This window comes from Arthrobacter dokdonellae (assembly GCF_003268655.1).
GTDB classification, from domain to species: Bacteria; Actinomycetota; Actinomycetes; order Actinomycetales; family Micrococcaceae; genus Specibacter; species Specibacter dokdonellae.
Genome location: NZ_CP029642.1, coordinates 1,913,716 through 1,933,802 on the forward strand (window position 1 = coordinate 1,913,716; position 20,087 = coordinate 1,933,802).

Genomic DNA, 20,087 nt, shown 5'->3' on the forward strand with positions numbered 1-20,087 from the left:
TCCCCCTGGGACCACAGGTGACAGGCCCCTGGCGCGAAAGGAACAAAGTCATGAGTGCATTGGTGATTTCCCATGCAAGCCCCGTCGGAGCGGCGGCCTTCCAGGCGCCCGCAACCATGCCGCTGCGGCTGACGCGCCGCGGCCGCATGCTGCTGCTGGGGCTTCCTGCCCTGGCGGTCACAGCCGTCCTGGCGTTTGCTCTGTTGGCGTTCGTGCTGGGCTCCCTGGCCAGCCCCGCGAATGCGGCCACCAAGGACAGTGCCGCGGGCCTGGCCGCGTCCACCGTACCCGTCACTGTGCTCCAGGGCGACAGCCTGTGGTCCATCGCGGCGGCCGCTGACTCCACCCGTGACGTCCGTGACGTCGTGGCCGACATTGTGACCCTGAACGAACTAGGCAGCGGCGTCCTCCAGGCCGGACAGCGCCTGTACGTGCCGCTGGGCAAATAGTCCCCAGCCGCTCCCACTGCTCGCAGGCTCCCAGCGGGTCCCTCGCGGCTGTGGGCCCACCACCCGCTCCCACTGCTCGCAGGCTCCCAGCGGGTCCCTCGCGGCTGTGGGCCCACCACCCGCTCCCACTGCTCGCAGGCTCCCAGCGGGTCCCTCGCGGCTGTGGGCCCACCACCCGCTCCCACTGCTCGCAGGCTCCCAGCGGGTCCCTCGCGGCTGTGGGCCCACCACCCGCTCCCACTGCTCGCAGGCTCCCAGCGGGTCCCTCGCGGCTGTGGGCCCACCACCCGCTCCCTGCGGGGCGTGATGGGTACAGGTCGGGGGGGCATGGGACGTCACAAGTTCTCTTCCCACGGCCCTGCCACTTAAACTGGAAGCATGGACCAGTTTGAACGCCTCAGCCAGTTGCCGCTTCGCGACGATTTGCGCGGCCAGCATCCCTATGGCGCCCCGCAGCTGGACGTTCCCATCCTCCTCAACGTCAATGAGAACACCTTCGGCGTTCCGCTGGATGCCAAGGAAGCCATCCTCAAGGCCGTTGCGGATGAACTGGACGGGCTGAACCGCTACCCGGACCGGGAGTTCACCGAACTGCGCAGGGCCCTCGCCGCATATCTGGGCCACGGCCTGACGGCAGACAACATTTGGGCCGCCAACGGCTCGAACGAGGTCCTCCAGCAGCTCCTCCAGGCGTTCGGGGGCCCCGGACGCAGCGCCATGGGATTTCCCCCCACTTATTCGATGTACCCGTTGCTGGCCAGCGGTACCGGCACCGCCTACGTCGCAGGCACCCGGGGGAACGGCTTCAGCCTTTCCGCGGCGTCCGCCGCCGAGCAGGTGCGGTCCCTCGCCCCCAACGTGGTGTTCCTTTGCTCACCCAACAACCCGACGGGCACGGCCCTGGGACTGGACGTCGTCGAGGCTGTTTATGAGGCCGGGGAGGCCTCCGAGGCGATCGTGATCGTCGATGAGGCCTACGCTGAGTTCGCCCACGCAGGCACGCGGAGCGCCCTGGCCCTGCTCGAGGGGCGTCCTCGCCTGGTGGTGTCGCGCACCATGAGCAAGGCCTTCGCCCTGGCTGGTGCCCGGGTGGGCTACCTCGCGGCAGCGCCCGAGATTTCCGACGCCGTCCGGCTTGTGCGCCTGCCCTACCACCTCTCCGCGATCACCCAGGCAACCGCTGTCGCGGCCCTCCGAAACTCGGACGCGCTGCTCGCCAACGTGGAGGCCATCAAGGTCCAGCGCGACCGCATCGTGGACGAACTGGTGCGGATGGGCCTCGCGCCGGCCCCGTCCGATTCGAACTTCGTCTTTTTCGGCGGCCTCGCGGACCCGGCCTCCGTCTGGGAACAGCTGCTTGCCGCCGGCGTGCTGATCCGTGACGTCGGGATCGCCGGCCACCTGCGGGTCACCGCCGGCACGGAGGCCGAGACCAGCGCCTTCCTTGACGGACTGCGCGCCATCCTGGCGAAATAGCCCTGGGACCGGCCCGGCGTCGTGCCCCGCTGACGCCCGTGGCCGCCGCTGGGCCGGGCAGGGCACACCGCCAGTGCGTCTAAACTGGTGGTACACCAACACCAAAGTTGCCGGTGCCATGCCATGCCCGGCAGCAGGCGCCCGACGAAGCAAAGGACCGTTGAACCATGACCGAGAACCGCCCGCAGCCCGGCCGGGGACGCACGGCACGCCTGGAACGCGCCACGAGTGAATCCAGCGTGCTGGTCGAAATCAACCTGGACGGCACTGGGGTTTCGGAGATCGACACGTCCGTGCCGTTCTACGACCACATGCTCACGGCGCTCTCCAAGCACTCGCTGATCGACATGAAGGTCAAGGCCACCGGGGACACTGACATCGACGCCCACCACACGGTGGAAGACGTGGCGATCTCGCTGGGCGAGGTGCTGCGCGAGGCCCTCGGCGACAAGGCCGGAATCCGGCGCTTCGGCGAGGCCACGATCCCGCTGGACGAGGCGCTGGCCAACGCGGTGGTCGATGTATCCGGCCGTCCGTACCTGGTCCACAGCGGCGAGCCGGCGGGCCAGGAATACCATCTCATCGGCGGCCACTTCACCGGGTCACTGACCCGGCACGTCTTTGAGGCCATCACCCTGCACGCACGGATCTGCCTCCACATGACAGTCATCGCAGGCAGGGATCCGCACCACATTGTCGAATCCCAGTTCAAGGCCTTTGCCCGCGCCCTGCGGTCCGCCGTGGAAAAGGACCCTCGCGTCACCGGCATCCCGTCCACCAAGGGGCTCTTGTGAGCGGGACAGCGGCGCAACCCGCCCCGCGGCCGGCCGTCACGGTCCTGGACTACGGGTCCGGGAACGTCCGCTCGGCCGTGCGCGCGCTCGAACGTGCCGGGGCCGCGGTGACCTTGAGCGCGCGCCCCGACGACGTCCTGGGCGCCGACGGCCTTGTGGTGCCCGGAGTGGGCGCGTTCGGTTCAGTCATGGCGGAGCTGAAGTCGGTCGACGCCATCCGCATGATCGGACGCCGTGTCGCCGGCGGCCGGCCCGTCCTGGGCATCTGTGTGGGACTGCAGGTCTTGTTTGAGGCCGGTGTGGAACACGGCGTGCGCGAAGAAGGGATGGGGGAGTGGCCGGGAACCGTGGAACTGCTCCCGGCGGAAGTGGTCCCGCACATGGGCTGGAACACGGTCAAGGTCCCGGAAGGCTCCCTGCTGTTCAACGGCGTGGAGAACGAGCGCTTTTACTTTGTGCACTCCTACGCCGTGCAGACCTGGGATTTTGACGTCATTCAGCCGAAGATGAAACCGCCGGCGGTCACCTGGTCAGAGCACGGCGCGCCGTTCATCGCCGCCGTGGAGAACGGCCCGCTGTGCGCCACGCAGTTCCACCCGGAAAAATCCGGCGATGCCGGGGCGCGCCTCTTGCGCAACTGGGTGCAGTCACTGAAGGCGGCTGGGCCCACGCCCCCGACGGACCCCGGGCGGCGCGCCAGCGTCAGCCGGGCAGGGCGTGGGGACTAGATGTACTCGCTGCTGCTCATGGCCCTCGGCGGACTCCTCATTGGGGGCGCCTACACCTTCTACCAGCAAAAGACGCCCCGCTGGATCCCCATCAGCTTTGCCGCGCTCGCCGCCATGTCCCTGGTGGCGGCCTACCTGTTCACCTTGAAGGGCTAGGCAGCCGCACTGCCCGTACAGCCCCGCCCATCCCGCCACCAACCTGTTGAGGACCCGATGACCACCACCCCCATCCTGGAACTGTTGCCCGCCGTCGACGTCGCCGACGGCCAGGCCGTCCGGCTCGTCCAGGGCGAGGCCGGCTCGGAAACCAGCTACGGCTCGCCCCTGGACGCTGCCCTGAACTGGCAGAACGACGGCGCCGAGTGGGTCCACCTGGTGGACCTGGACGCCGCGTTCGGCCGAGGCTCGAACCAACAGTTGCTCCGGGAAGTGGTCCAGGCCCTCGAAGTGAAGGTGGAGCTGTCCGGCGGCATCCGGGACGACGCCTCACTGGAAGGCGCCCTGGAACTGGGCGCCGCGCGCGTCAACCTGGGCACCGCGGCACTGGAAAACCCTGAATGGACCGCCCGGGCCATCGAACGCTTTGGCGAGCGGATCGCCGTCGGCCTTGACGTGCGCGGCACCACCCTGGCCGGCCGCGGCTGGACCAAGGAAGGCGGGGACCTGTGGGAGGTCCTGGCCCGGCTGGAGGACGCCGGCTGCGCGCGCTACGTGGTCACCGACGTCACCAAGGACGGCACGCTGCGCGGCCCCAACGTGGAACTGCTGCGTGAAATGTGCTCGCGGACCGCCAAGCCCGTGGTTGCGTCCGGCGGAATTTCCAGCCTCGAGGACCTGCGCGTGCTGCGCGGGCTGGTCGGCGACGGCGTTGAGGGCGCCATTGTCGGCAAGGCCCTGTACGCGGGCAAGTTCACGCTGCCCCAGGCGCTGGACGTGGCCGGACGCCGCTGAACGCCATGACTGACTTGCCCCACAAGCAGCTTCCCGGACACATCGCCGCGGCCCTCGCCGGCGCCGGCGGCCCCGCGGACTCGGCCGGCCAGCCGTGGTCCGGCCGGGAGCTGCCGGAGGGCGGGAAGTACCACAACTTTGACGCCGACGACGGCGCTGCCGACTCCCGCTACACCGATGCGGTTGCGGGGCTGCTGGCGGGGGACGGTTCGGAGGCGGAGGTGGTCGCCTCGCTGGCACAGGCACGGCTCTTCGTACCGATCGTGGCGCAACTCGCCGAACAAACGGTGGGGGAGAACGGGCTGGTGTCCGACAAGGAGTCCGATATGGCCCTTGTCACGCTCCGGGCGCCGGACGGCCGGCGTGCCCTCCCCGCTTTTACGAGCGCGGGGGCCCTCGCGGAGTGGCATCCCCAGGCGCGGCCGGTCGCCGTCTACGCCGCGCGGGCCGCGCTGTCCGCGGTGGCGGAGGAAGCGCAGCTGCTGGTGCTGGACCCCGGAAGTGACAGGCGGTTTGTGGTCCGCCGGCCCGCAGTGTGGGCCCTGGCGCAGCAGCAGGACTGGCATCCCAGCTATGCGGACCCAGCCGTTGCGCAAGTGCTGGAGGAGTCCGTGGCTGCCGCCGGAAACCCCGCCATTCTGGGCATTTCCGCAAGCGCCGCCAAGGGCATAGAATCCCTGTGGGACATCAGGACCGGACAGTCTGGGCGGCTGGTTCCCGGCGGCGGCGCCGGACCGGAACTTGCGGTCTCCATCACCCTCCAACCCGGGCTTGACCAAGCCGCGGTGGACACCATTCTGCATGCCCTGCAAAGTTTCTGGGCGGGGAATGAAGTGTTCGCGCAGGCAGTCGACTCCGCTCAGGTGCGATTGCTCCATCCCGGCCCGCCCCCCTAATTCCACAGCAAGGCTGCCTGCGCTCTCTTGTGACGGACCACCAGAGAAAAGAAGAGCCACGTGAACTTTGCCAGCTACCGGCAGCTCCTGTCGCTTGGTCCGGTGCGGCGGCTGCTGGTCATCGCCATGATCGCGAGGATTCCCCACGCGGCAGCCGGTGTGCTGTTGACGCTGCATGTCGTTCAGACCCTCCACCTCAGCTATGCAGCGGCGGGCACCGTAGCCGCCGCCATCACCATCGGCCTGGCCCTCGGTGCCCCATGGCGCGGACGCCAGGTGGACGTCCTTGGCCTGCGCCGCGCGCTCATTCCCTCCGTCTTCGCCGAGGTGGCCGTCTGGTCCGTGGCGCCCTTTCTGAACTACCAGCTGTTGGTCGTCGCCGCAGTCATTGGCGGGCTGTTTGCGGTGCCCATTTTCTCCGTGGTCCGTCAGGCACTCGGGGTCATGGTGCCGCCTGAACAGCGCCGCACGGCCTACGCGCTCGACTCGATGGGCGCGGAGATCACGTTCATGGTCGGTCCGGCAGCCGGCGTCGTCCTCGCCACCACCATCCACACCGTCGTGGGCCTGGTCATCATTGGCGTTGCCTCCGCGCTGGCCGGCCTGCTCCTGATGTGGACCAACCCGCCCACGCGTTCCGGACAACGGGGTGCCTGGACCGGTCCCGCCGCCGCCGTGGGGCCGGCGCCTTCGGAAAGCGGACTCGAGGTGGCCGTCGGAACGCTGCAGGCGTCGCGAAGCCGGCCGGGAAGCTTTTGGGGCAGGACACGCAGCAACCTGGCTTGGGTAAACCTGGCGGTGCTGGCCGTCCTCGGCGCGTCGCTGGGGGCCGGACTGGTGCTCTCCGGCACGGACGTGGGCATGGTGGCCTTGCTGCGTGCCAATGACCAGGTGGGCGAACTGGGCGTGGTGTTCTTCTTCTGGTGCGGGGCCTCCCTGCTGGGCGGCCTGGTCTATGGCTCCCTGAAGCGGTCGATCAATCCGCTCTGGCTGCTGGGCGCCATGGCGCTGCTGACCATCCCCATGGGATTGGCCGACAATGCCTGGACGCTGGGGCTGCTCTCGATTCCGCCCGGGCTGCTGTGCGCCCCGGTGCTGACCTCGAGCGCCGAACACATTGCCGACCTGGTCGACGAGCGCCGCCGCGGCGAGGCCATGGGCTGGTACGGCTCGTCGATGACGATGGGCAGTGCCATGGGAGCGCCCTTTGCCGGCGCCATGATTGATCAGGTGGGCCCCTGGGCCGGGTTTGTCGTCATCGGCATCATTGCCGCGGTGCTGGCCATTGCGGGCCTGGGCATCCAGTACCGGCGTCGGCGGCAGTTGGCCCCGCGGCAGGTGGCCCCGCGGGAGGTGGCCGGAATCGTGGCGGAGCCGTCCGGCGTGCCGGCCGCGGCCGGTTGGGGACAGCTCCAGGGCGAGCCTGACGCCGCCCGGCAGCCGGACGCGCCCTAGGCAGACTTGGCGCTTAAACATGTCGGAAGCTGCACGAAAAACCCGAAAAATTCGGGGAATTCGTGCAGCTTCCGGCACACAGTTCGGGGACGGCTAGTTGACTGCTCCGGTGAACTTTTCCCCCGGGCCCTTGCCCGGGGCGTCCGGGAATTCGGAGGCTTCACGGAACGCCAGCTGCAGGGACCGCAGGCCGTCGCGCAACGGGCCGGCGTGCTGGCTGCCAATCTCGGGCGCGGCAGCCGTGACGAAGCCGGCGAGAGCGGTGATCAGCTTCCGGGCCTCGTCCAGGTCCTTCAGGTCCTCCGCGTCGGGGCCCGCGGCCAGGCCGCACTTGACGGCTGCGGCGCTCATGAGGTGGACGGCAGCCGTGGTGATGACCTCAACCGCCGGAACTTCGGCGATGTCGCGCACCACCGAGGCGGCTTCCGCGTCGCCAAGGGACTCCTCGGGGGCGAAGCTGTTGCGGTGGCCGGTGTCCGAATTATTATCTGGGGTGCTCATACTGCTAAGCTTGTCACAGACCGACTGGGTGCTGTTACTTCAGCGGGGCCACAACCCCGCAAACGAAGCACGTGTCCAGTTTGCAAGTGGAGTCCTCTCCCACCTTTCGACCCAGCAATGGCGTTGTCTGGTTCCGGTTGGCGCCTTCGAACATGAAGGCTGGCCGCAGCCCCCGCAGGGGCATCACGGCGCCAATCCTTTGAGGCCTCCGATTGCATCAGCGATGGGAGGCCTTCTTCTTTGCTGATGGCACACGTTTCTTATCGTCAACAGGAGTTACACATTAGCGAGCCACGAATCAATGATCGAATCCGCGTCCCAGAGGTGCGGTTGGTTGGGCCGGCAGGCGAACAAGTAGGGATCGTCCGCATTGAGGACGCCCTCCGTTTGGCTTCCGAGTCCGACTTGGATCTGGTTGAGGTAGCGCCGACGGCGAAGCCGCCGGTGTGCAAACTGATGGACTTCGGCAAGTTCAAGTACGAGGCGGCCGTCAAGGCGCGTGAAGCCCGGAAGAACCAGACGAACACCGTTCTGAAGGAAATCCGCTTCCGCCTCAAGATCGACAAGCACGACTACGAGACGAAGCGCGGGCACGCGCTCCGCTTCCTCGGCACCGGGGACAAGGTCAAGGCCATGATCCAGTTCCGCGGCCGTGAGCAGCAGCGTCCGGAGATGGGCATCCGCCTGCTCCAGAAGTTTGCCGAAGACGTGGCCGAGGTTGGCGTCATCGAATCCAGCCCCCGCATCGACGGACGCAACATGGTCATGGTGATCGGGCCCTTGAAGAACAAGGCCGAAGCCAAGGCAGAGGCCCGCCGCCAGCAGCAGCGCGCCGACGCCAAGGCCCACAACGAGGCCGTGGCCAATGGCACCGCCCGCGTTGACGTGGACCGGGACAACAAGGTACCGATGACGCAGTCCCTGGCGGACCTCCTGCCTGAAGGCCTGCACCTGAACGACGACGCCGCCGAGGCAGCAGCCCCGGCCGCCGCCGCGCAGGAAGCGCCCGCCGAGGCTGCCGCCCCGGCCGCCGCCGCACCGGAAGCAGCCGCCGAGGCTGCCGAGGCCAAGGCCCCGGAAACCAAGGCTCCGGAGGCAGCCGCCAAGGCCCCCGAGGCCAAGGCACCCGCCGCACGCCCGGCAGCCAAGGCACCCGCGGCCCGCCCCGCGGCCAAGGCTCCCGCCGCGGCCCGGCCGGCGGCCGCGCCGGTTGCACCGAGGCCCGTCGCGGCACCGAAGCCTGTTGCTGCCAAGCCGATCCCGATGCCGAAGCCGATGGCCAAGCCGGCGGCAAAGCCTGCGGGCAAGCCGGCTGCGAAGGCAGCGACAAAGCCGGCGGCCAAGCCTGCCTCTTCCAAGAGTGCAGCCGCCGCCGACACCAAAGACTCAGCCGAATAGGGCCAACGCCCCTTTTGGCGGTGAATACACACCCCGACAGTGACCCAACCGGTCGCTGCAAGAGAACCACAGGCAGCGCCGGTGGATACGTAAGGAGACAGGTCCTCATGCCTAAAATGAAGACACACAGTGGTGCGAAGAAGCGATTCAAGCTGACCGGTACCGGCAAGCTGCGCCGCCAGCGCGCCAACCGCCGCCACTACCTGGAGCACAAGCCCTCCAGCCTGAAGCGCCGCCTCAAGGGTGACCTCACGGTTGCCAAGGCAGACGTCCGCAACATCAAGAAGATGCTCGGCATCTAATTTCGCAAGTCAATGGGTGTTGACCCCGTATTTGGGTCCGGACCCTTCCATAAACGCCTTCCCCGGCATGATTGGCTTGGGATACAAAACTTGAAGGAGTACGCACGTGGCACGTGTGAAGCGGGCGGTAAACGCCCACAAAAAGCGTCGGGTTATTCTTGAGCGCGCAAAGGGCTACCGCGGACAGCGTTCGCGCCTGTACCGCAAGGCCAAGGAGCAGCTGCTGCACTCATTTGTGTACAGCTACGGCGACCGCCGCAAGCGCAAGGGCGACTTCCGCCGCCTCTGGATCCAGCGAATCAACGCTGCGGCCCGCGCCAACGGCCTGACCTACAACCGTCTGATCCAGGGCCTGAAGGCCGCCGAGATCGAGGTCGACCGCCGCATGCTGGCCGATCTGGCCGTGAACGACGCCGGCGCATTCGCCGCACTGGTGAAGCTCGCCAAGGCGGCCCTGCCGGCCGACACCTCGGCCGCGGCGGCAAAGTAACACCGGTTCTGAGCCGGAACCACGCGTTCCGTATTCATGCAGGCGGACTGCTAAAGTCCTAAACATGAGTGAACCCGGGCGCCCGCCAGCTGATGCAATGACCAATCCTCGAGCAGATCGAGTGAGGGAAGTTGCGAAGCTGGCAGGGCGCTCGGGGCGTTTAAAGCGTCGCCAGTTCTTCGTCGAAGGACCCCAGGGCGTCCGCGAGGCACTGCAGGCGCACCGCGACTGCCTCGACGCCGGCGGAAGCCCCGTCGTCGAGGCGGTCTACGCCACGGTGGAGTGCCTCAAGCGGCATGACGAGCTGCTCGACCTCGCCTCCAACCCGGGTTCGCACCTGCAGGTCCGCATCGCCAGCGACATGGTGCTGGCGGCCATGACAGACACCGTGACCCCGCAGGGCATCGTGGCGATATGCAACTTTGTGGACGTGCCGCTGGAGGAGGTGCTCGCCGCCAAGCCGAAGCTGATTGCCATGCTCTGCCGCGTGCAGGACCCCGGCAACGCCGGGACCGTGCTGCGTGCCGCCGATGCCGCGGGCGCCGACGCCGTGATCTTCTCCAGCTCCAGCGTGGACATTTACAACCCCAAGGCGGTGCGCGCCACAGCCGGTTCGCTGTTCCACCTGCCCGTGGTGCGGGGCGTGGACCTGGCCGAGGCGGTGGCCGCTGCCAAGGAGGCGGGGGTCGGCATTCTGGCAGCGGACGGCTACGGTTCGCTCAACCTTGACCTGCTGCAGGATGAAAGCGCGGCCAGGGCATTTGAACAGCAGATTCCCGACTCCCAATACGCCCTCGAGGACCCCACCCTGTGGCTGTTCGGCAACGAGGCCCAGGGCCTGGCGGGGGAGGAAAAGGCGCTGGCGGACCACCGGGTGGCCGTCCCCGTCTACGGCGAGGCCGAGTCGTTGAACCTGGGCACCGCAGCCACCGTATGCCTCTATGCCAGCGCCCGGGCCCAACGCCGCGCGGCGTGAGGCCTTCATCCACCGACGGCACGGCAGCCAGTACACTATGAAGCCGGGGCCGGTTAGGCCCTTTGATTATTGAGGGGAATCCATCGTGGCTCACGGAGGAGGCAGCAAGGCGGTCATCGCCGCGCTGGCGGCAAACCTGTCCATTGCGGTGCTGAAATTCTTGGCCTACCTGCTGACGCTGTCCTCGTCCATGCTGGCCGAGTCCGTCCACTCGCTCGCCGATTCAGGCAACCAGTTCCTGCTGCTGATCGGCGGAAAGCGGTCCAAGCGGCAGGCCAGCGCCGAACACCCCTTCGGCTACGGCCGCGAACGATACGTGTACGCTTTCCTGGTCTCCATCATCCTCTTTAGCGTGGGCGGCGTGTTCGCCTTGTACGAGGCCTATTCAAAGTGGCAGCACCCGCACGCGATGGATGCCCGGTGGGCTTGGGTGCCTCTGGTGGTGCTGGTCGGCTCGATCCTGTTGGAAGGCAATTCCTTCCGCACAGCCATCAAGGAGTCCAACCACACCCGCGGCTCCAAGTCATGGGCGCAGTTCATCCGGACCGCCAAGGCGCCGGAGCTTCCAGCGGTCCTGCTGGAGGACGCCGCCGCGTTGCTGGGCCTGGTTTTTGCGTTGTTCGGCGTCACCATGACCATCGTGACCGGCAACGGTCATTGGGACGCGGCGGGGACCGGGCTCATCGGCCTGCTGCTGGTTGCTGTCGCCGTGGTGCTGGCCCTGGAGACCAAGTCCCTGCTCCTGGGTGAAGCGGCGACCGAGGAGGACCTCCGGGCCATCGAGGCGTCCCTGGTGGGCCCCGGCGTGAGCGGCATCATCCACCTCAAGACGCTGCACCTGGGCCCGGAGGAACTCCTGGTTGCGGCGAAGATTGCCGTGACGGAAGCGGAGACCGGCGCCCAGATCGCCCAGGCCATCGACGCCGCCGAAGAGCGCGTGCGAAGTGCCGTTCCCATCGCGACGGTCATCTATCTGGAGCCTGACATCTACTCGGCAGCCAAGGCAGGGCGGCCTTAGCCCGGCCGTACCCCCATGATGGACGACGGCGGCGGGCCAGGCGCGCCTTATCGACCGGCTGAGCCTGCGGGCACCACGGCGACGGCCTTCGCGCGCTTGTCGAGCCAGCCGCTCACCAGGGCGACGGCGAGGCCAAGCACTGCCATGACGGCGCCGACCAGTGCGGGCGCCGTAAAACCCCAACCCCACGAGATGACGAGGCCCCCGGCGAAGGCGCCGAGCGCGTTGGCCATGTTCAGGGCGGAGTGGTTCAGCGATGAAGCCAGCGTGGGCGCGCCGGGGGAGACATCCAGCAGGCGCGTTTGCAACGACGGGATCAGCATGGACCCCGACGCCCCGATGACAAAGATCATGACCAGCGCCAGCCACTGGATGTGGACCGTGAAAGCGTAGGTCACGAGCATGAGGGCAATGAACGCCATCAGGAGGTACATGCTGCCCAGCACTGACCAGTCGGCCAGCTTCCCGCCCACGAAGCTGCCCGCCACCATGCCCAGGCCGTAGAGGCCGACAATGACGGGCAGGAAGTCCGCCGGGAAGCCGGCCACATCCGTCATGGTGTTGGCAACATAGGTGTAGACGGCGAAGAACCCGCCAAAGCCCACCACGCCAACGAGCAGGGTCAGCCACACCTGGCCGCGCTTCAAGGCTCCCAGTTCCCGGCGCAGGCTCGCATCCGGGTGGGCCTTCTGGGAGGGAATGAACACGGCGATGAACACCATCGTCACGAGGCCGATGAAGGCGACCAGCACAAACATCAGACGCCAGCCCAGCTGCTGGCCTACCAGCGTCGCCAGCGGAACGCCCACCACGTTGGCCACCGCCAGGCCCATCATGACCATGGCGATGGCCCGGCCCCGTTTGGTCGGGGCCACAAGGGACGCGGCGAGCACGGCCGCCACGCCAAAGTAGGCCCCGTGCGGCAGGCCGGCAACAAAGCGGGTGACCATCAGCGACGTGTAGTCCTGGGCAAAGAACGAGGACAGGTTGCCCAGCGTAAACAGGCCCATCAGGGCCAGCGCCAGGGTCTTGCGCCGCCACTTGGCACTGATGGCCACCAGGAGCGGGGCTCCCACCACGACGCCGAGCGCGTACGCGGAGATGACGTGGCCGGCCTCGGGCACGGAGACGCCCACGCCCTGAGCGACGTTGGGCAGCAGTCCCATCATGGCGAATTCGGTGGTCCCGATGCCGAATCCGCCCATGGCCAGGGCGAAGATGGCCCAGGCGGCGGCGTTCGGTGAGGCGGGCCTGGTCCCGGGCAGCGTGGCGGTGGTGGTCATGGAGCGGTCTCCCAAAGGGGCGTTGTCGCCTTCCCGCCGGAGCGGCGGGTGGCGGGCGGCGTGAGGTGCCGCGGACAAGGTGGACGAGACGGCACTGTCCGCAACAAGTCTAGTTGCGCCTAGGCTGGGTCCGTGACTTCAATGAAACAAATTGTGGGCGGAGCGCTAGTCGACTCGCTGGCCCGTCCCACGCGCCTGCTGGCCGCCCGGCGTACCGCACCCCCGGCATTTGCCGGCATGTGGGAATTCCCGGGGGGTAAGGTGGAGCCTGGAGAAGGCCCGACGGAGGCGCTGCACCGTGAACTTTCCGAGGAGCTCGGCGTCACGGTCCGCCTCGGCGCCGAACTTGACGGCCCGACGCCGGAGGGCTGGCCCCTCGCCGCCGGCGCAGCCATGCGGGTGTGGCTGGTGCAGGTGACGGACGGCTCGCCGGAGCCTCTGGAAGACCATGACGTGCTGCGCTGGGTGGACCTGGACGGGGCGGAAGTCCTGGAGCTGCCGTGGATTCCGGCAGACCTGCCCATCGTCCAGGCGTTGCGGACCCTGAAGGCACGGGGCTGAACAACAGGCCAGGGTGTCGAACAAGGCGGGCGCTGTGCCACACTGGGGGTTAGCCAATAACCGCAAGGAGGTTGTGCAGTGACATCGTCCGAGAACCACAACGAATCAGCCCCGGCCGAGACCGGCGGCGCCAGCGAAGAAATGAAGGAAAAGTTCCGCCAGGCGTTGGAGAACAAAAAGAACCAGCATCACGGGAGCGTGGAGGCTGCGAACGGTGCCAAAATCAACTCCCAGCATGGGGCCGCTCAGCACAAGCGCGAATTCCGCCGCAAGAGCGGATAGCCACCGCTGCGACCGCGTGGCACCCGGCCGCGGCTAGAAAAGCGTCGGCGCAAGATCGGCAAGGGCAGGGGCGTGCATGGCGGCACCTGCCCTTTGTCGTGTCGCCGCCCCGCCGCGGTGGCCCGCCTCCCCGGAGGGCAGGCTGCCCGCCGGGTAGCTCGCTTCCTCCTGGCGGGGATCGTGGATGAAGCCGGCCTGGCCGGCAAAGCCGTGGCGGCGCTTGGCCGCGTTGACACGCGCAGCCAGCCACTGCCTGTAGTCCTTGGGCGCATATGAACCCTGGCCGTAGAGCCGCTCGTAGCGGCCCACCAGGGCAGGTTGTTCCCGGGCCAGCCACTGCATGAACCACTCGCGCGTGCCTGGGCGCAGGTACAGCGCTCCGGCGCTGACGCCGGTGGCGCCGGCGCGGCCCAGTGCGGCAAACAAGGCATCCAGCGACTCCTCGGAATCGGTCAGCCACGGCAGGATGGGCATGGCCATGACGCCGCACGGCAGTCCGGCGTCGCGCAGCTTGGAGATCAGGGCCAGGCGGGCCTTCGGTGCCGGCGTGCCCGGCTCGATGGCCGCGGCCAGGCCCTCGTCGAGGAGGGCCAGGGAGATGCCCATGCCCACACTGACCTGCCGGCCCGCCTCCTGCAGCAGCGGGATGTCCCGTGCCAGCAGCGTGCCCTTGGTCAGGATGGAAAACGGCGTGCCTGAATCGGCCAGAGCGGCGATGACGCCCGGCATGAGCCTGTAGCGGCCCTCGGCGCGCTGGTAAGGGTCGGTGTTGGTCCCAAGGGCCACGTGCGGCCGGTGCCAGGACGGCTTGTGGAGCTCCTTCCGCAGCACCTCGGCAACATTGACCTTGACCACCACCTGCGAGTCGAAGTCCGCCCCGGCGTCGAGGTCCAGGTACGTGTGGGTCTTCCGGGCAAAGCAGTAGACGCAGGCGTGGGAGCAGCCGCGGTACGGGTTCACTGTCCACTCAAACGGCATGGACGACGTGGCCGGCACCTTGTTCAGTGCGCTCTTGGCGAGCACCTCGTGGAAGGTGATGCCGGCAAACTCCGGCGTCTGCACACTCTTGACCAGGCCGGCCAAGGGGAGCAGCGGCAGCGCAGGAGCCCCGTCCTGGGCGGACCCGTCCTGGGCGGACCGGTCCTGGGCGGACCGGTCCAGCTCCGAAGCGTCCGCTCCCGGCGCGTCCTGGAGCGGAAAGAGTGGCTGGTCGAGTTGCTGCTTGTTCCACCGCATGGAAACGATTCGAACATGTTTTCTATTCCGTGTCAACGGGCTCCTCTGCTACCCCGCTGCCGCGCCCGGCGGCAGGTGCCGGTATGGCCCAGATCACACCACGTGGCGCTAGGCTGTGACCATGAGGCGCCCAGGCCTCTCCCTGTGGAGTTTAAGGAGCCGTTATGACCAACCTGGCCACCATTGTGGGCACGTCCGCGCAAAGAGACCCGGCGGGCACCGCCATCAAGATGGACGACGTCGAAATCAGCTTTGCGGCCTTGGAGGTCCTCAGCGCCAAGGTGGCGGCGCTGCTTGCCGACCGCGGCGTGCAGCGGGGGGACCGGGTGGCGCTGGTCTCGCCCAACCTGCCGCAAATGCCGCCCATTTACTATGGCATCCTCCGCTACGGGGCCATCGTGGTGCCGCTGAACCCCCTGCTGAAGTCCCGCGAAGTGGCGTACCACTTGAAGGACTCGGGTGCCAGGCTCGCATTCGCGTGGGAGGGCGTCATGGGGGAGGTGGCGCCTGCCGCCGAGGAGACCGGCACGTCCGTCATACCCATCGATGCCGGTTTCATGGCGCTGCTGGCACCCCTCGAACCCCTCACCGGGGTGGCGCCCGCGGAAAAGGGGGACACCGCCGTCATCCTTTACACTTCCGGCACCACGGGCAAGCCCAAGGGCGCGGAGCTGACGCATGAGAACCTGCGCAGCAACGCCGAGGTCTCCGTCGGCCTGTTCAGCAGCCGGGACGGCGACGTGATCTTTGGCGGGCTTCCCTTCTTTCACATCTTCGGCCAGACGTGCGCCCTGAACTCCGCCGTGCTGGCAGGAGCCACCGTGACCATCCTGCCCAGGTTCGATCCCGTCAAGGCCCTGGAAATCATCCAGCGGGACAAGGTCACCATCTTCGAGGGCGTCCCCACCATGTACATTGCGCTCCTGCGCACGCCCGGGCGTGAGAAGTACGATCTTTCCAGCCTGCGACTGGCCGCGTCGGGGGGCTCGCCCCTGCCGCTGGAGATCCTGCACGAGTTTGAAAGCACGTTCGACGCCACCATGCTCGAAGGCTACGGACTGTCCGAGACCTCACCCGTAGTCACCTTCAACCAGATGGACGGGGTCCGCAAGCCGGGCTCCGTCGGCACAGCGGTGACCGGCGCGCAACTGCGGGTGGTCGATGACGCGGGGAACGACGTCGAACCCGGCGCGGTGGGGGAGATCGCCGTGGCGGGGCCTTACGTGATGAAGGGCTACTGGAACAATCCGGAGGCCACGGCGGCGGCCATTCCGGACGGCTGGTTCCGCACGGGGGACCTGGGCCGCAGGGATGAGGACGGCGTCTTCTTCATTGTGGACCGCAAGAAGGACATGATCCTGCGCGGCGGCTACAACGTCTACCCGCGGGAAGTCGAGGAGGTCCTGTACGAGCACCCGGCCGTGGCGGAGGCCGCCGTCGTGGGCCGCCCCGACGACGTCCACGGGGAGGAGGTCTACGCCGCGGTGGCGCTCAAGGCCGGGGCCGACGGCGCCGAGGACCCGGAGGCGCTCGCCGCCAACATCAGGGACTTCGTCAAGGACCGGGTGGCCGCCTACAAGTTCCCGCGCAGGGTCATCATCATGGACACCCTGCCCAAGGGGCCCACGGGAAAGATCCTCAAGCGCGAGATCACCATCCCGGAGGCCTGATTCCGGCAGGCGTACGACGGCGGCCTGGCACTTGGGGTGTCCGGCCGTCGGTGCGTAGGTGGCCCCTAAAGCAGCTGCCAGGTGACTTGGACGGTGGCCGTAATGCTGCTTTGGCCCGCTTCCACCGGCAGGGCCAAAAGGGACGCGTCGTCCACCCCAGACATTGCCCTTGCCATGGGTACCATGCCCTGATCAAAAACCTCGGTGATGGCCGTGGCGGCGCCCAGGGTGCGTCCGGCCAGGGCCGCATACATGTCGGCGGCACGCACGGCGTCTGCCCAGGCCACGGCCCGGGCAGCGTCCTGGGCTGCCGAGAGATCGGACACCCCCGGGCGGAGTCCGTGGATCCGCACGGCGTCACCGCCGGCGTCGACCACGGCGGCGATGATATCCGCCGCGCCCTCATCGTAACGGAGCATGACGTTGAGTGTGGTGGTGACGATGTAGCCAGCGACGGCTCTGGTCTTCCCCTCCAGCCACTGCTCGTCAGCATGTACATTCAGCGCCTCCGTCCCCACCACGTCTTGGGCCACGGACAAGTCGATCAGGCGTTGTTGGATGGCGGTGACGGCGCCGGTCGCCGCGGCGTAGGCTGCCTTGACGGTGTCTCGCCGGGCCTCGATGCCGACGTTGATGTGGAAGTAGTCGGGCTCGGCGTTGACGGCGCCACGTCCGGTGACGGTGATGGTGTTGGCATGGCCTGCGGTGTTGGCGGATTCACTCATGAGTGGGGCCTTTCCTTGGGACGCGTGGTGCCTGCTGCCTTGGATAACGTGACGGTTCGCAAAAAGTTCCGTGGCGCGGGCCGCCGGACCAGGGTGGGCAGTTCCCGGTAGCCCCCGGCGGCCAGCCCGGCGTTGCGCTCGAAGAAGTTCCGGCTGCCCGGATCGCCGGTGCGCCACCAGGAATAGGCCGCGCAGGCCGCATAAAGCGGCAGGAACGGCAAACCCAGGCACCAGGCATACTGCGTGGCATGGCCGGCCTCGTGTCCCAGCAGCTCCGGGCGCGAGTCGATGAACGCCCGGTCCGCGCGGTAAAAAATCACGTTCCCGACGGTGAAGGCGCCGGCCAGCGGCAGGGGCGGGCGGTAGCCGGTGCCCAGCAGCAGCCCGTCCGGGCCGCGTTCCACCGGCGTCCGGCTCAGGGCCGCCAGCAGCAGGCCGCCGGCCGTGGACAGGTTCAGCGCATTTGCCAGCTGCCGTGCCCGCAGGGTGGCCCTCATCGCTGCGCTTTCGTGGACGTCGGCGCGGGCGTGGGAAGGGTCTTGGGCTGAGGGGCCGGCTGCAGCACGGCCTTCAAGACTGTTGTCTCCGTAACGTGCAGCTGTGCCAGCAACTCCTTGGTCCCCGGTTTGGACTTCTGGCAGGCCGTCAACGGCCATTGCACGTGGATGGCCCTGCCCGCGGCGTCCACGAGCCAGAGGTCCGGAATGATCTCCAGGCTTGCCTCGCAGGCCAGCCTGCCCACCGCCTTGTCGCTGGGTGTGTGCAGGGCCTTCACGAGGGGCGCCAAGTCCCCGGAGAGCCGCTTTTGGGTGATGGTCCGCCAGGTGCCCCGGGGGTCGGTGACGTTACTGCCGAAGGCGGTGCATTGCACCGCCGAGACGGGCACAAAGCCCTCCGGAATGCCGCCCATGTCCCTGGCGGAGGGGTCGGCCACGCCGTTGACTTCATACCAATGGGCCGTGGTCATGCAGTTGGCGCCGGCCAGGATGCGCGCGGGCGGCGGCGTGACCGGCTCGACGGCGTCGGACGGCCTGACGTCGATGGACGTCGAGGACGTCACCTTCAGGGCCTCCAGGGCCTGCCGGACCCCGGGCTTGGTGAATCCGCAGGCGTCGTGCGGCCACACGATGTGCACCGCCCTCCCCGCCAAATCGACCAGCCACAGGTCCGGGATTGTCTCCGCCATGGCGATGCAGGATCCGCCGTCCTGCCGCTCACTTTGTTCCGCCAGGGCGGCAAGAAGCGGGCCGTAGTCCCCGGAGAGGTGCTTTTCCAGAATGGACGCCCAGGCCGGCTCCGTGCCCACTTGCCGGAAGATGCGTTGCCCCGGTGAGCACTCAACGGCGCCCACCGGCACGAAACCCTGCGGCACGCTGCCCATCCTGTCCGCAACCTCGGGCGGGGCGGTCATGAGGGGTTCGTTCCAATACGACGTGGCCAGGCAGTCCGCGTTATCCTGCAGCGCGGCGGGCGCCGGAGTGTAAAGCGTGATCCGTCCGGTGACGGCGCTGCACCCTGCCAGGCACAGCGCAAGGCAGGCGGCCAGCGCAAGGCGCGTCGGCAGCGCACTGCGCGGGACCGGCGTCGTACGCCTTGCGGGGAGCGCTGAACGAGTGGGCATGCCCGCAAGCGTAGCAACGGGTGCGCGGAAAGGGGACGGCGGGCAGGTAAAGAATCGGAGCCGTTTGGGTCCCGGAACGGCGCCGGCGCAATTCAAAAACCGCGCGGGCCGTCCTCTAGACTAAGTACGGCGGCCCGATGCGCCCCGCCACTTACCCGCACACGAGCTTAGGTAAAAACTGTAGATGTCTGACACTCCCCAGAAGGCGGCCGCCGCGCCGCAATCTTCCAACCCCGCCGTCCCGGACCCCCTCGACGAAGCCGGCGTGGGCGCCGCCGTCGCGCAGGCGCTCGCAGCCTTTGCCGCCGCCACCACCTTGGACGGGCTCAAGGCCGCCCGCCTGGCGCACACCGGCGAGAAGTCGCCGCTGAGCCTGGCCAACCGGGAGATCGGCGGGCTGTCCAAGGAATTCAAGGCAGCCGCGGGGAAGCTGATGGGAGCGTCGCGTGGACGCGTTGCCAAGGCGCTCGCAGCCCGCACCGAGGTGCTCGAGGCCGAGGACGCCGCCCGCATCCTGGTCGAGGAAACCGTCGACGTCACCGCGGCCCCGCGCCGCCGCCGTGCCGGCGCCCGCCACCCGCTGTCCACACTGCAGGACCGCGTGTGCGACATCTTTGTGGGCATGGGCTGGGAAATCGCCGAGGGCCCCGAGCTGGAGTCCGAGTGGTTCAACTTTGACGCCTTGAACTTCAAGCCGGACCACCCGGCCCGCGAAATGCAGGACACCTTCTTCGTGGAGCCGCCCGAGGCGCACCTGCTCCTGCGCACACACACCTCCCCGGTGCAGGTCCGCTCGCTGCTGGAACGTGAACTGCCCGTGTACGTGCTGTGCCCTGGCAAGGTGTTCCGCACCGACGAGCTCGACGCCACGCATACGCCCGTATTCCACCAGTTCGAAGGCCTGGCCATCGATAAGAAGCTGTCCATGGCGGACCTGCGCGGCACCTTGGAGCATTTTGCCCGCCAGATGTTTGGCGACGAGGCCAGCATCCGCCTGCGCCCGAACTTCTTCCCGTTCACCGAGCCTTCCGCGGAGCTGGACATCTGGCACCCGGGCGCCAAGGGCGGCCCGCGCTGGATCGAGTGGGGCGGCTGCGGCATGGTCAACCCGAACGTGCTGCGTGCGGCCGGGATCGACCCGGACGCATATTCAGGATTTGCCTTCGGCATGGGCATCGAGCGGACGTTGATGTTCCGCAACGAGGTCTCCGACATGCACGACATGATCGAGGGCGACGTACGATTCAGCGAACACTTTGGGATGGAGATCTAAGC

The 20,087-nt window shown here is 68.0% G+C and carries 23 protein-coding genes; 17 read left to right on the forward strand and 6 right to left on the reverse strand.

The genetic code is table 11. The annotated features are described in order from the left end of the window. The first annotated feature begins 50 nt into the window (after positions 1–50). From DMB86_RS08525 to DMB86_RS08555, 8 genes are all read left to right on the forward strand, one after another. The gene (locus tag DMB86_RS08525) at positions 51–449 is read left to right on the forward strand and encodes a LysM peptidoglycan-binding domain-containing protein (RefSeq protein WP_113717396.1); all 399 of its coding nucleotides are present in this window, start codon (positions 51–53) and stop codon (positions 447–449) included. A 378-nt stretch (positions 450–827) separates the two neighbouring features. Beyond that, the gene (locus DMB86_RS08530) at positions 828–1,925 is read left to right on the forward strand and encodes a histidinol-phosphate transaminase (protein ID WP_113717397.1); all 1,098 of its coding nucleotides are present in this window, start codon (positions 828–830) and stop codon (positions 1,923–1,925) included. Positions 1,926–2,092: 167 nt separating this feature from the next. Further along, positions 2,093–2,719 carry an imidazoleglycerol-phosphate dehydratase HisB gene (gene hisB / locus DMB86_RS08535; RefSeq protein ID WP_113717398.1) on the forward strand — a complete coding sequence of 209 codons (627 nt, stop codon included), beginning with the start codon at positions 2,093–2,095 and terminating at the stop codon, positions 2,717–2,719. Beyond that, a complete protein-coding gene (gene hisH, locus DMB86_RS08540) occupies positions 2,716–3,447 on the forward strand; it encodes an imidazole glycerol phosphate synthase subunit HisH (protein WP_113717399.1) in 732 nt (243 codons plus the stop codon). The genes hisB and hisH overlap by 4 nt, the downstream gene beginning before the upstream one ends. Continuing rightward, entirely contained in the window at positions 3,448–3,603 is a 156-nt protein-coding gene (locus DMB86_RS20570; protein WP_171814426.1) for a hypothetical protein, read from the forward strand. A 57-nt stretch (positions 3,604–3,660) separates the two neighbouring features. Beyond that, positions 3,661–4,398 (forward strand): bifunctional 1-(5-phosphoribosyl)-5-((5-phosphoribosylamino)methylideneamino)imidazole-4-carboxamide isomerase/phosphoribosylanthranilate isomerase PriA, encoded by a 738-nt coding sequence (gene priA, locus DMB86_RS08545; RefSeq protein WP_113717400.1) that lies wholly within the window; start codon positions 3,661–3,663, stop codon positions 4,396–4,398. A 5-nt stretch (positions 4,399–4,403) separates the two neighbouring features. Beyond that, the gene (locus tag DMB86_RS08550; protein WP_113717401.1) at positions 4,404–5,294 is read left to right on the forward strand and encodes an SseB family protein; all 891 of its coding nucleotides are present in this window, start codon (positions 4,404–4,406) and stop codon (positions 5,292–5,294) included. A 60-nt stretch (positions 5,295–5,354) separates the two neighbouring features. Next, the gene (locus DMB86_RS08555) at positions 5,355–6,749 is read left to right on the forward strand and encodes an MFS transporter (RefSeq protein ID WP_113717402.1); all 1,395 of its coding nucleotides are present in this window, start codon (positions 5,355–5,357) and stop codon (positions 6,747–6,749) included. A 93-nt stretch (positions 6,750–6,842) separates the two neighbouring features. Here the strand turns inward: DMB86_RS08555 and DMB86_RS08560 are convergent, their stop codons facing one another. Further along, a complete protein-coding gene (locus DMB86_RS08560) occupies positions 6,843–7,250 on the reverse strand; it encodes a DUF1844 domain-containing protein (RefSeq protein WP_113717403.1) in 408 nt (135 codons plus the stop codon). Between the two features lie 246 nt (positions 7,251–7,496). Between DMB86_RS08560 and infC the strand changes: the two genes are divergently transcribed. From infC to DMB86_RS08585, 5 genes are all read left to right on the forward strand, one after another. Next, positions 7,497–8,648 (forward strand): translation initiation factor IF-3, encoded by a 1,152-nt coding sequence (gene infC / locus DMB86_RS08565; protein WP_113719431.1) that lies wholly within the window; start codon positions 7,497–7,499, stop codon positions 8,646–8,648. Between the two features lie 107 nt (positions 8,649–8,755). After that, entirely contained in the window at positions 8,756–8,950 is a 195-nt protein-coding gene (gene rpmI / locus DMB86_RS08570) for a 50S ribosomal protein L35 (RefSeq protein WP_113717404.1), read from the forward strand. 106 nt (positions 8,951–9,056) lie between these two features. Next, positions 9,057–9,440, forward strand: a complete 384-nt coding sequence (rplT, locus tag DMB86_RS08575; protein WP_113717405.1) for a 50S ribosomal protein L20 — start codon at positions 9,057–9,059, stop codon at positions 9,438–9,440. A 64-nt stretch (positions 9,441–9,504) separates the two neighbouring features. Continuing rightward, positions 9,505–10,416, forward strand: coding sequence for a TrmH family RNA methyltransferase (locus DMB86_RS08580; protein ID WP_113717406.1), 912 nt, complete (start codon positions 9,505–9,507; stop codon positions 10,414–10,416). Between the two features lie 85 nt (positions 10,417–10,501). Next, positions 10,502–11,434 carry a cation diffusion facilitator family transporter gene (locus tag DMB86_RS08585; protein ID WP_113717407.1) on the forward strand — a complete coding sequence of 311 codons (933 nt, stop codon included), beginning with the start codon at positions 10,502–10,504 and terminating at the stop codon, positions 11,432–11,434. A gap of 47 nt (positions 11,435–11,481) precedes the next feature. Here the strand turns inward: DMB86_RS08585 and DMB86_RS08590 are convergent, their stop codons facing one another. Continuing rightward, a complete protein-coding gene (locus DMB86_RS08590; RefSeq protein WP_113717408.1) occupies positions 11,482–12,717 on the reverse strand; it encodes an MFS transporter in 1,236 nt (411 codons plus the stop codon). A 141-nt stretch (positions 12,718–12,858) separates the two neighbouring features. Between DMB86_RS08590 and DMB86_RS08595 the strand changes: the two genes are divergently transcribed. Both DMB86_RS08595 and DMB86_RS08600 read left to right on the forward strand, forming a co-directional pair. Beyond that, the gene (locus tag DMB86_RS08595; RefSeq protein WP_418202325.1) at positions 12,859–13,278 is read left to right on the forward strand and encodes a (deoxy)nucleoside triphosphate pyrophosphohydrolase; all 420 of its coding nucleotides are present in this window, start codon (positions 12,859–12,861) and stop codon (positions 13,276–13,278) included. 78 nt (positions 13,279–13,356) lie between these two features. Continuing rightward, positions 13,357–13,560, forward strand: a complete 204-nt coding sequence (locus DMB86_RS08600; protein ID WP_113717410.1) for a DUF5302 domain-containing protein — start codon at positions 13,357–13,359, stop codon at positions 13,558–13,560. Positions 13,561–13,593: 33 nt separating this feature from the next. Here the strand turns inward: DMB86_RS08600 and DMB86_RS08605 are convergent, their stop codons facing one another. After that, positions 13,594–14,796 (reverse strand): Rv2578c family radical SAM protein, encoded by a 1,203-nt coding sequence (locus DMB86_RS08605; RefSeq protein WP_113717411.1) that lies wholly within the window; start codon positions 14,794–14,796, stop codon positions 13,594–13,596. A gap of 164 nt (positions 14,797–14,960) precedes the next feature. Between DMB86_RS08605 and DMB86_RS08610 the strand changes: the two genes are divergently transcribed. Next, entirely contained in the window at positions 14,961–16,466 is a 1,506-nt protein-coding gene (locus DMB86_RS08610) for a long-chain-fatty-acid--CoA ligase (RefSeq protein ID WP_113717412.1), read from the forward strand. A 65-nt stretch (positions 16,467–16,531) separates the two neighbouring features. On the opposite strand, the gene DMB86_RS08615 is transcribed toward DMB86_RS08610, so the two are convergent. From DMB86_RS08615 to DMB86_RS08625, 3 genes are read right to left on the reverse strand one after another with little or no spacing between them, the layout of a single operon-like run. Further along, on the reverse strand, positions 16,532–17,191 hold the full coding sequence (locus DMB86_RS08615) for an SIMPL domain-containing protein (RefSeq protein WP_113717413.1): 660 nt from the start codon (positions 17,189–17,191) through the stop codon (positions 16,532–16,534). Beyond that, a complete protein-coding gene (locus DMB86_RS08620; protein ID WP_227878675.1) occupies positions 17,188–17,688 on the reverse strand; it encodes a hypothetical protein in 501 nt (166 codons plus the stop codon). Before DMB86_RS08620 ends, DMB86_RS08615 begins: the two co-directional genes overlap by 4 nt. Then, on the reverse strand, positions 17,685–18,812 hold the full coding sequence (locus tag DMB86_RS08625) for a hypothetical protein (protein WP_129545502.1): 1,128 nt from the start codon (positions 18,810–18,812) through the stop codon (positions 17,685–17,687). Before DMB86_RS08625 ends, DMB86_RS08620 begins: the two co-directional genes overlap by 4 nt. 184 nt (positions 18,813–18,996) lie before the next feature. On the opposite strand from DMB86_RS08625, the gene pheS reads away from it, so the two are divergent. Beyond that, the gene (gene pheS, locus DMB86_RS08630; RefSeq protein WP_113717415.1) at positions 18,997–20,085 is read left to right on the forward strand and encodes a phenylalanine--tRNA ligase subunit alpha; all 1,089 of its coding nucleotides are present in this window, start codon (positions 18,997–18,999) and stop codon (positions 20,083–20,085) included. The last annotated feature ends 2 nt before the right edge of the window (positions 20,086–20,087 follow it).

Bases quoted from the DNA above. Each gene is read 5' to 3' on its own strand.
- DMB86_RS08590 (WP_113717408.1), bottom strand. From the start codon at position 12,717: ATGACCACCACCGCCACGCTGCCCGGGACCAGGCCCGCCTCACCGAAC.
- DMB86_RS08605 (WP_113717411.1), bottom strand. From the start codon at position 14,796: ATGCGGTGGAACAAGCAGCAACTCGACCAGCCACTCTTTCCGCTCCAG.
- DMB86_RS08530 (WP_113717397.1), top strand. From the start codon at position 828: ATGGACCAGTTTGAACGCCTCAGCCAGTTGCCGCTTCGCGACGATTTG.
- DMB86_RS08525 (WP_113717396.1), top strand. From the start codon at position 51: ATGAGTGCATTGGTGATTTCCCATGCAAGCCCCGTCGGAGCGGCGGCC.
- DMB86_RS08550 (WP_113717401.1), top strand. From the start codon at position 4,404: ATGACTGACTTGCCCCACAAGCAGCTTCCCGGACACATCGCCGCGGCC.
- pheS (WP_113717415.1), top strand. From the start codon at position 18,997: ATGTCTGACACTCCCCAGAAGGCGGCCGCCGCGCCGCAATCTTCCAAC.
- DMB86_RS08580 (WP_113717406.1), top strand. From the start codon at position 9,505: ATGAGTGAACCCGGGCGCCCGCCAGCTGATGCAATGACCAATCCTCGA.
- DMB86_RS20570 (WP_171814426.1), top strand. From the start codon at position 3,448: ATGTACTCGCTGCTGCTCATGGCCCTCGGCGGACTCCTCATTGGGGGC.
- DMB86_RS08610 (WP_113717412.1), top strand. From the start codon at position 14,961: ATGACCAACCTGGCCACCATTGTGGGCACGTCCGCGCAAAGAGACCCG.
- DMB86_RS08625 (WP_129545502.1), bottom strand. From the start codon at position 18,812: ATGCCCACTCGTTCAGCGCTCCCCGCAAGGCGTACGACGCCGGTCCCG.
- DMB86_RS08615 (WP_113717413.1), bottom strand. From the start codon at position 17,191: ATGAGTGAATCCGCCAACACCGCAGGCCATGCCAACACCATCACCGTC.
- DMB86_RS08560 (WP_113717403.1), bottom strand. From the start codon at position 7,250: ATGAGCACCCCAGATAATAATTCGGACACCGGCCACCGCAACAGCTTC.
- hisB (WP_113717398.1), top strand. From the start codon at position 2,093: ATGACCGAGAACCGCCCGCAGCCCGGCCGGGGACGCACGGCACGCCTG.
- DMB86_RS08595 (WP_418202325.1), top strand. From the start codon at position 12,859: ATGAAACAAATTGTGGGCGGAGCGCTAGTCGACTCGCTGGCCCGTCCC.
- priA (WP_113717400.1), top strand. From the start codon at position 3,661: ATGACCACCACCCCCATCCTGGAACTGTTGCCCGCCGTCGACGTCGCC.
- infC (WP_113719431.1), top strand. From the start codon at position 7,497: ATGGCACACGTTTCTTATCGTCAACAGGAGTTACACATTAGCGAGCCA.
- DMB86_RS08620 (WP_227878675.1), bottom strand. From the start codon at position 17,688: ATGAGGGCCACCCTGCGGGCACGGCAGCTGGCAAATGCGCTGAACCTG.
- rpmI (WP_113717404.1), top strand. From the start codon at position 8,756: ATGCCTAAAATGAAGACACACAGTGGTGCGAAGAAGCGATTCAAGCTG.